The following is a 7,332-nucleotide window of genomic DNA, read 5'->3' as shown; positions in this document are numbered from 1 at the left end:
GTAGCGCCGCGGTAGTCCGGGTCGAGCGCGGGTGGCGTGGTGCGTCGGGATGCTGGTGAGTACCCGCGGCGGGCTTGGTTGCTGGGCCTAGTAGCGCCGCGGTAGTCCGGGTCGAGCGCGGGTGGCGTGGTGCGTCGGGATGCTGGTGAGTACCCGCGGCGGGCTCGGTTGCTGGGCCTAGTAGCGCCGCGGTAGTCCGGACCGAGCGCGGGTGGGCATGGTGCGGCTCGGGCTGCTGATGAGCGTGTTTGCGCTGGCATCGGTTGCTGCCGCTCCTGGGCGCCGCAATATGCCTGCCCGGACCAATAGCATGGGTGCCATGGTGCAGTTCGCGATGCTGGTGATCATGGTCGGCGCGCTGGTGGCGATGGTCATGCTCTACCTGCGTGGGCGCAATGGTGTCCGGCTGTCGAATCCGGAGACGGGGACGCTGTATGTCACCGGGGTGAGTCCGCGGCCCGACGCGACCGGCGAGCAGTACGTGACCATTACCGGCAATCTGACCGGCCCGTCGGTGCCCGGCACTGTGGTGTACGGCCGCCTGGTGTGGGACGTGGACAACTGGCCTGCCATCGGGGACCTCATCCCGGTCGTCTACCCGTCGGGCAAACCGGAACGCTGGCAGATCTCGCATCCGGGCGCGCGTCCTGGGCTCGGTTCCTGACCGGCCTCGACGCCGGCGCACGGCAGTTCTACATCGTGTCGGCGGCGCTGCGCGGCGAGTCTCGTCGATCGGTCGACCGACCGGGTTGTTGCGGAGTGGCCGCTCGGGCGGTGGGAGTATGCCGGTATGGATGTGCAGGACTCCCAGGTCGTCGTTCGCGACGCTCGCCCGGACGAATACGACGCCGTCGGTGACCTGACGGTCGAGGTCTATGTGGGCGAGGGCTATGTGCGTCCCGGCAGCCCGTATGTCACCGAACTCGCCGATATCACCCATCGTGCGGGTGCGGCGCAGGTGCTGGTCGCGGTGCACGACGATCGGGTGGTCGGTTCGCTGGCGGTGGCTCGGCCGGGAACGCCATACGCCGAGATCGCCCGGCCGGGGGAGTTGGAGTTCCGGATGCTCGCCGTGTCGAAGTCGGCGCGCGGGCTCGGTGCGGGAACGGCGTTGGTGCGCACCGTCATCGAGACCGCACGGGCCGAATCCTTTGCCGCCGTGGTGCTTACCACGATGCCCGCCATGGTCGACGCGCGGCGGATCTATGACCGATTCGGTTTCGTCCCTGCGCCGGAACGGGATTGGACGACCGGCGCGGGCGAATGGCTGTCGGTGCTACGGCTGGATCTGCGAGCCTGAGTCTCCGACAGCACCGACCGGTATCGGCCGAGCGGCGACCGGCGCGGTCAGAAATCAGCGCGTCCTCAGCCCAATGCAGTCGCGACGATCCCGGCGAGGTAACCGAGTCGCGCCACCTCGGACGGGCGGAAGTCGGGCCCGCCTGGACGTCCGAGCAGCAGCACCCTGCCGGTATTTCCGAGCGGCGCGGCGGCCAGCTTCGTATCCATATCGCGCCAGATCTGCGGCACCCAGTCGCCCTCGGGATCCAGGACGGCGGGCTTCTCCAACGGCATCCACGGCGCCGAACCCGCCTGCGTCTGCGGCGCACTCTGACTGCCGACGACGCGGTAGGCCCCCTGCGGACCCATATCGATGATCGTGCTCCAGCCGACGCGCAGCACTCGCGGCACTCCGTCGACGAGCACCTGTAGCCGATCGTCGCGGGCGCTGGCGACCTGATCGATCAGTTCGAGTTCGCGATGGGTGTCCAGCACACCGGAATACGGGCGGATGGAGTCCACGTGCACATCGCCGATCGATTCGGCGGCGGTGATCAACGTGTCGGGTAGCGCACCTTGCGGCACCTCGACCACGAGATCGTCGACCGCGAATCCCGCACCCCGCTCGACCACGTCGAGGGAGAGGATGTCGGCGCCGACGGAGCCCAGTGCGAGCGCGAGCGCACCGAGGCTTCCGGGTCGATCCGGAAGTTGCACGCGGAGCAGGTAAGACACGCGCGTTCCTTTCCTTGGCGGCCGAGGCTCTGAACGAATACCCGGGTGACGCAATACTTACACCCACAAGTCCCGGTTATCGACTCGAAGTGCGGCCAGTGACGGATGCCACAGCGCGAATTCACGCGGAAGCGGCGTGTCACGCTAGCCGGTGGGGTGTGTCGTTGCATGCGCGGCTCCTGTGAAAGTTGTCGCCGTAGCGACTGCTTGCAGGTCGCTCGAAAGGGTCAGTGGGGAGTCGCTAGGCTGTTCGGTGGCCGTTCACCAAGCTCAACCATGCCGAAAGGGGTCCGCGGTGCCCGCCATCTCCCGCGACGAGGTCGCACACCTCGCCCGGCTGTCCAGGCTCGCCCTGTCCGAAGCCGAACTGGATCAGTTCGCCGGTCAGTTGGATTCGATCCTGAGTCACGTGCGGACCATCTCCGAGGTCGCCGCCGCCGATGTACCGGCGACCGCGTCGCCGAATCCGGCGACCAATGTGACGCGTCCGGATCAGGTCATCCCGTGCCTCACCCCGGACGAGGCGCTCTCGGGCGCCCCCGCGGTCGAGGACCAGCGGTTCCTGGTTCCGCAAATCCTGGGAGAGGGCGAATGAGTTCAGCATCGCGTAGCGATTCCGTGGGAGGTGGCGGTGGCCGCGACCTGACCGCGCTGTCTGCCGCCGAGTTGGCGGCCAAGATCCACGGCCGCGAGGTGACCTCGGTGGAGGTCACCCAGGCGCATCTGGATCGGATCGCCGCCGTCGACGGCGAGTACCACGCATTCCTGCACGTGGCCGGGAACGAGGCGCTCAGCGCGGCCGCCGCGGTGGACGCCGCGCTCGCCGCTGGTGATGCGCCCGCCTCGCCGCTGGCCGGAGTTCCGTTGGCGCTCAAGGACGTTTTCACGACCACGGATATGCCGACCACATGTGCCTCGAAGATTCTCGAGGGCTGGGTCGCACCGTACGACGCGACGCTGACCGGCCGGTTGCGCGCCGCGGGCATCCCGATCCTCGGCAAGACGAATATGGACGAGTTCGCGATGGGCTCCTCCACCGAGAACTCGGCCTTCGGTCCGACCCGGAATCCGTGGGATACCACCAGGATTCCGGGTGGTTCGGGTGGTGGCTCGGCGGCCGCACTGGCTTCGCATCAGGCGCCGCTGGCGATCGGCACCGATACCGGTGGGTCGATTCGGCAACCCGCCGCGGTGACCGCGACCGTCGGCACCAAGCCGACCTATGGCACCGTCTCCCGGTTCGGTCTGGTCGCGTGCGCGTCTTCGCTGGATCAGGGTGGTCCGTGTGGGCGCACGGTGCTCGATACCGCGCTGCTGCACGAGGTCGTCGCCGGATACGACCCGCGCGACTCCACCTCCCGCAATGTGCCGGTGCCGCCGGTGGTCGCTGCGGCACGCCAGGGCGCCACGGGCGATCTGCGCGGGGTGAAAGTCGGTGTGGTGAAGGAGCTGCACTCCGACAGCTATCAGCCGGGCGTCATCGCATCCTTCGATGCCGCGGTCGGCGTACTGAAGGATTTGGGCGCCGAGATCGTCGAAGTGTCTTGTCCGCACTTCGAATACGCGCTCGCCTCCTACTACCTGATCCTGCCGAGCGAGGTGTCCTCGAACCTGGCGCGCTTCGACGCGATGCGCTACGGACTGCGCGTCGACGACGACGGCAACCACAGCGCGGAGCAGGTCATGGCCGCGACCCGCGCCGCCGGATTCGGCCCGGAAGTCAAGCGCCGCATCATGATCGGCACCTACGCGCTGTCGGCCGGATACTACGACGCCTACTACGGTCAGGCGCTCAAGGTGCGTACGCTGATCGCCCGCGACTTCGACAAGGCCTATGAGCAGGTCGACGTCCTGGTCTCCCCGACCAGCCCGTTCACCCCGTGGAAGCTGGGTGAGAAGGTCGACGATCCGCTGGCGATGTACCTCTCCGACCTGTGCACCCTGCCCACGAACCTGGCGGGGCATCCGGCGATGTCGGTGCCGTCCGGATTGAGCAAGGACGACGGGATGCCGGTGGGTCTGCAGATCATGGCTCCCGCGCTTGCCGATGATCGGCTGTATCGCGTCGGTGCGGCGTATGAGGCCGCGCGGGGTCCGGTCGCCTGAGAAGTATCGACCTGAGCGCCCATTCCGGTCTCGATCATGCGGGATTCCGTGTGAACTCGACGGGATCGGGCGCTCAGGACATCCTTACGCGGGCCAGACGAACTCGGGGTCGGTGAGGTAGTCCTGGCGCCGCTGATCCAATGCCATCGCGACCATTTGGTGTGCGCCGGGGCCGATTACCTTGCGCACCGGCGGGTTCGGCATATTCACGAGCGCGATCAGTTCCGCCGCAGCGACTTCCGGGGCCGCTTCCACCCACTCGGGCTCGGCATCTGTCTCCGGCGGTGGGGCGGTCGGGTCCGGGTAGTCCGGCATGCCCAGGATGCCGGTGCGCAGTTCTTTGTACGCCGGGCGCGCCGTCGCGAACTTCATGCTCGACTTCGCCCAATCGGTATCGAAACCGCCGAGCTGTGCCAGCGTGACGTGAATTCCGAAGGGCCGCAACTCATCCGCGAGTGACGCGCCGAAACCCTCCAGCGCCCATTTGCTCGCGTTGTACATGCTGAAAAGCGGCAGGCTGCCGACCGCGCCGACGGTCGAGATCTGCACGATATGCCCCGAGCCCTGTTGGCGCAGATGCGGCACGGCGGCCTGCGAAACCCACAGTGCGCCATAGAAATTGGTATCCATCTGGGCGCGGATCTCAGCTTCGGTCAGTTCCTCGACCGCACCGACCAAACCGTATCCCGCGTTGTTCACGATCACATCGATACTGCCCGCGATCGCGAATGCCTTGTCCACCGTGGCGATCGCACGGTCGCGGTCGCGAACATCCAAGGGCAGCACGGTCAATCGGCCGTCGTCGATATCGGTCATCGATCGTGGGTCGCGAGCGGTCGCGACAACGCGGTCGCCACCGGCGAGCGCGGCGAGCGTGAACGCCCGCCCCAGCCCGCGGTTCGCACCGGTGATGAACCAGGTTCTGGTCATTGTCGATCCTCTCGTCGCGAGACGCTCCGTCTCGTTTGATGACCATGCCAATCTGATTCCGTCTTGTCAAGACGAGACGTTTCGTCTCGTTGTTGGTACAGTCTCATCATGGCCGAAACACCCAGCGCAGCCAGGCGCAGCGAACGTGCCCGCGCTGCGATTCTCGGCGCCGCCACCGAACTGATCCGTGAGCTGCCCTACGCGAAGTTGAGCGTCGAGGCGATCGCATCCCGCGCCGGGGTCGGCAAGCAGACGATTTACCGTTGGTGGCCATCGAAGGGGGCCGTCGTCTTCGACGCGATGCTCGAACTCTATTCGGGCCCGGATGGTCTCGTACTTCCCGATACCGGCGACATTCGCGCGGACCTACGTGAACTGCTCCGCGGCGCGATCGCCGAGCTCACCGATCCGAGTTTCGAGGCCTTCCTGCGGGCGATGTATATCGAGATCCAACAGGATCAGGAACTCGCCGACGCCTACCGCGAGCGACTCCTGCTCCCGCAGCGTGCCGCCATCGCCGAACGCTTGGCCGCTGCCGTTCGAGCCGGACAGTTGCGCCCCGATCTCGATGCGGACTTCGCGACCGATCTGCTCCTCGGTCCGATCCAATCCCGCTGGTCCCTGGGCCTTCCCGGTCTTACCGACTCCTACGCCGACGCCACCCTCGAAGCAGCGCTCGCGCACCTCGCGCCCTGACCTGGTGATCGCGAGTGCGATCACCAGAAGATGAGCCGCCCGCAAGATCGGCGGCGAGATGACGCCCGCGGACCAGGAGTGCTGCCCGGACACATCCCGCTACTCGACATCGAGGTCGGCTCGTGGCCTGGCTCGGTCGGCGCATGCGCTCCTGCATGCGTGGCCTGGGTGTGTCGCGTGGTTCGGTTCGCGCTCGAGTTGTGTCCGAGGCTGAGCCGACGCATGCGCTCCCGCACACATGTTCGTGTGTGGGACTCGGCGCGCCGGACGGCGTGTCGTTGTGTGACGTGCTCGGGGGGTGTGCGGCAGCCGCGCTGGGATTCTGGTACGGGAGGTGGGTGGTTAGTGGGCGCGGAGGGATTCGGCTTGCTTCTGGATGCCTTCGGTCATGCCGGCGAAGCCGCGTTGGAGGTTCTTGCCGAGGGCGGCTACTACCAGGGGGCGCAGCCAGCCGCCGAGTTCGAAGTGGGATTCGTAGCGGGTGCGGTCGGGGCCGAGTGCGGTGACTCGGTGTGAGCGCAGGCTGTGCAGGGCGCCGAGGGGGACCGGCTTCATCGAGTAGCTGAGTTCGGTGCCCGGGGTGTGCGAGACCATCCATTCGCGCTGGCGGCGCGGGCTGGAGCCGGAGAGCGCGACCAGCATATCGATCGGTTCGCCGGGGACGAGGGTGCTGCGGCATTCGATGCAGAAGGGGTTCCACTCGCCGTAGCGGGGCAGGTCGGTGATCACCTGCCACACCAGTTCGGCGGGGGCGTCGATTTCGACGGTGGCATCGATGACAAAGGGCATGGTTAGCAAATTAGAACATGTTCTATAGGTGATCAAGCCTCTCAGCAGGAAAGTCACGGGTCAGCAGGTACCCATGGCGGTGCCCTGATCGGTGCCGTAGCGATGACCGTGGCCCGGCGGCGCGTTCAGTGCCGCGAGCAGATCCGCGCTGGTCTGCAGGAAGCTGATCACCGGAAGCCATTGTGGCACAGGGGCATCCACCCGAACATCGCGGAGCTCGGGTGCGCGCCACAGCAGCGACGGCGACCAATGCACAACCGGATCCGAGCTGTTGGCCAATACCGTCGCGCCCGCCCGATGCGCTCGACCGGCGGGTGGGCCCGCCCAGAGCACCGCGCAGGTCCGTCGGTCCTGGTCGGCGTCGTCGGCGAATATCGAGCTCCCGCCGAGCGCGCCGAGACTCTGCCCGTAGACGTAAAGCTTGGGCTTGTGATCGAGCGTGTCGATGCGGCGCTGCACGGCATCGAACAGCGCGCGCGCATACACGACCGCATCGTCGCGCCCGAAGACGAAGGTCACCCAACTGGGGGCGTAGGAGTACTGCATCCCGACGAGTGCGACGTCACCGCCGAAGCGTTCGTAGAACCCGCGAACCGCATTCGCATCGATCCATCCCGACCCGGTCGGCACCGCGAGTACGATATTCGACCGTTCGAATCCTCCGGACCGTTCCAGCTCTCGAATGGCAAGGGCCACACGGGAATCGAGATCGGGTGCGGAGTCGAGTCCGACGTACACCCGGATCGGTCCGGCGGGCGATCCGGTGACGAACTTGCGCCCCTCCGCGCCTAATGA

The 7,332-nt window shown here is 66.9% G+C and carries 9 protein-coding genes; 5 read left to right on the top strand and 4 right to left on the bottom strand.

Translation table 11 applies throughout. The annotated features are described in order from the left end of the window. Positions 1-319 precede the first annotated feature (319 nt). Together ON44_RS23540 and ON44_RS23535 are read left to right on the top strand one after the other, a co-directional pair. On the top strand, positions 320-664 hold the full coding sequence (locus ON44_RS23540) for a hypothetical protein (protein ID WP_051182369.1): 345 nt from the start codon (positions 320-322) through the stop codon (positions 662-664). Positions 665-790: 126 nt separating this feature from the next. Next, positions 791-1,300 (top strand): GNAT family N-acetyltransferase, encoded by a 510-nt coding sequence (locus ON44_RS23535; RefSeq protein WP_040693719.1) that lies wholly within the window; start codon positions 791-793, stop codon positions 1,298-1,300. Positions 1,301-1,365: 65 nt separating this feature from the next. Here ON44_RS23535 and ON44_RS23530 read toward each other — a convergent pair whose 3' ends face one another. After that, positions 1,366-2,016 carry an ACT domain-containing protein gene (locus ON44_RS23530; RefSeq protein WP_040693718.1) on the bottom strand — a complete coding sequence of 217 codons (651 nt, stop codon included), beginning with the start codon at positions 2,014-2,016 and terminating at the stop codon, positions 1,366-1,368. 295 nt (positions 2,017-2,311) lie between these two features. On the opposite strand from ON44_RS23530, the gene gatC reads away from it, so the two are divergent. Then, complete coding sequence (gene gatC, locus ON44_RS23525) at positions 2,312-2,611, top strand: Asp-tRNA(Asn)/Glu-tRNA(Gln) amidotransferase subunit GatC (RefSeq protein ID WP_040693716.1); 300 nt, start codon at positions 2,312-2,314, stop codon at positions 2,609-2,611. After that, a complete protein-coding gene (gene gatA, locus ON44_RS23520; protein WP_051182368.1) occupies positions 2,608-4,122 on the top strand; it encodes an Asp-tRNA(Asn)/Glu-tRNA(Gln) amidotransferase subunit GatA in 1,515 nt (504 codons plus the stop codon). The genes gatC and gatA overlap by 4 nt, the downstream gene beginning before the upstream one ends. An 84-nt stretch (positions 4,123-4,206) precedes the next feature. Here gatA and ON44_RS23515 read toward each other — a convergent pair whose 3' ends face one another. After that, positions 4,207-5,052 (bottom strand): SDR family NAD(P)-dependent oxidoreductase, encoded by an 846-nt coding sequence (locus ON44_RS23515; protein WP_040693711.1) that lies wholly within the window; start codon positions 5,050-5,052, stop codon positions 4,207-4,209. Positions 5,053-5,160: 108 nt separating this feature from the next. Here ON44_RS23515 and ON44_RS23510 point away from each other — a divergent pair, with 108 nt between their 5' ends. After that, positions 5,161-5,748 (top strand): TetR/AcrR family transcriptional regulator, encoded by a 588-nt coding sequence (locus ON44_RS23510; protein ID WP_040693708.1) that lies wholly within the window; start codon positions 5,161-5,163, stop codon positions 5,746-5,748. A gap of 342 nt (positions 5,749-6,090) precedes the next feature. Here ON44_RS23510 and ON44_RS23505 read toward each other — a convergent pair whose 3' ends face one another. Together ON44_RS23505 and ON44_RS23500 are read right to left on the bottom strand one after the other, a co-directional pair. Continuing rightward, positions 6,091-6,537 (bottom strand): SRPBCC domain-containing protein, encoded by a 447-nt coding sequence (locus tag ON44_RS23505; RefSeq protein ID WP_040693706.1) that lies wholly within the window; start codon positions 6,535-6,537, stop codon positions 6,091-6,093. Positions 6,538-6,597: 60 nt separating this feature from the next. Next, positions 6,598-7,332 (bottom strand): alpha/beta-hydrolase family protein (locus ON44_RS23500; protein WP_040693703.1); only part of this gene is annotated, 735 nt, incomplete at its 5' end.

It is taken from the genome of Nocardia vinacea NBRC 16497, from assembly GCF_000308835.1.
In the GTDB taxonomy this organism is placed as follows: Bacteria; Actinomycetota; Actinomycetes; order Mycobacteriales; family Mycobacteriaceae; genus Nocardia; species Nocardia vinacea.
This window is presented reverse-complemented; position numbering and strand designations above follow the sequence as displayed.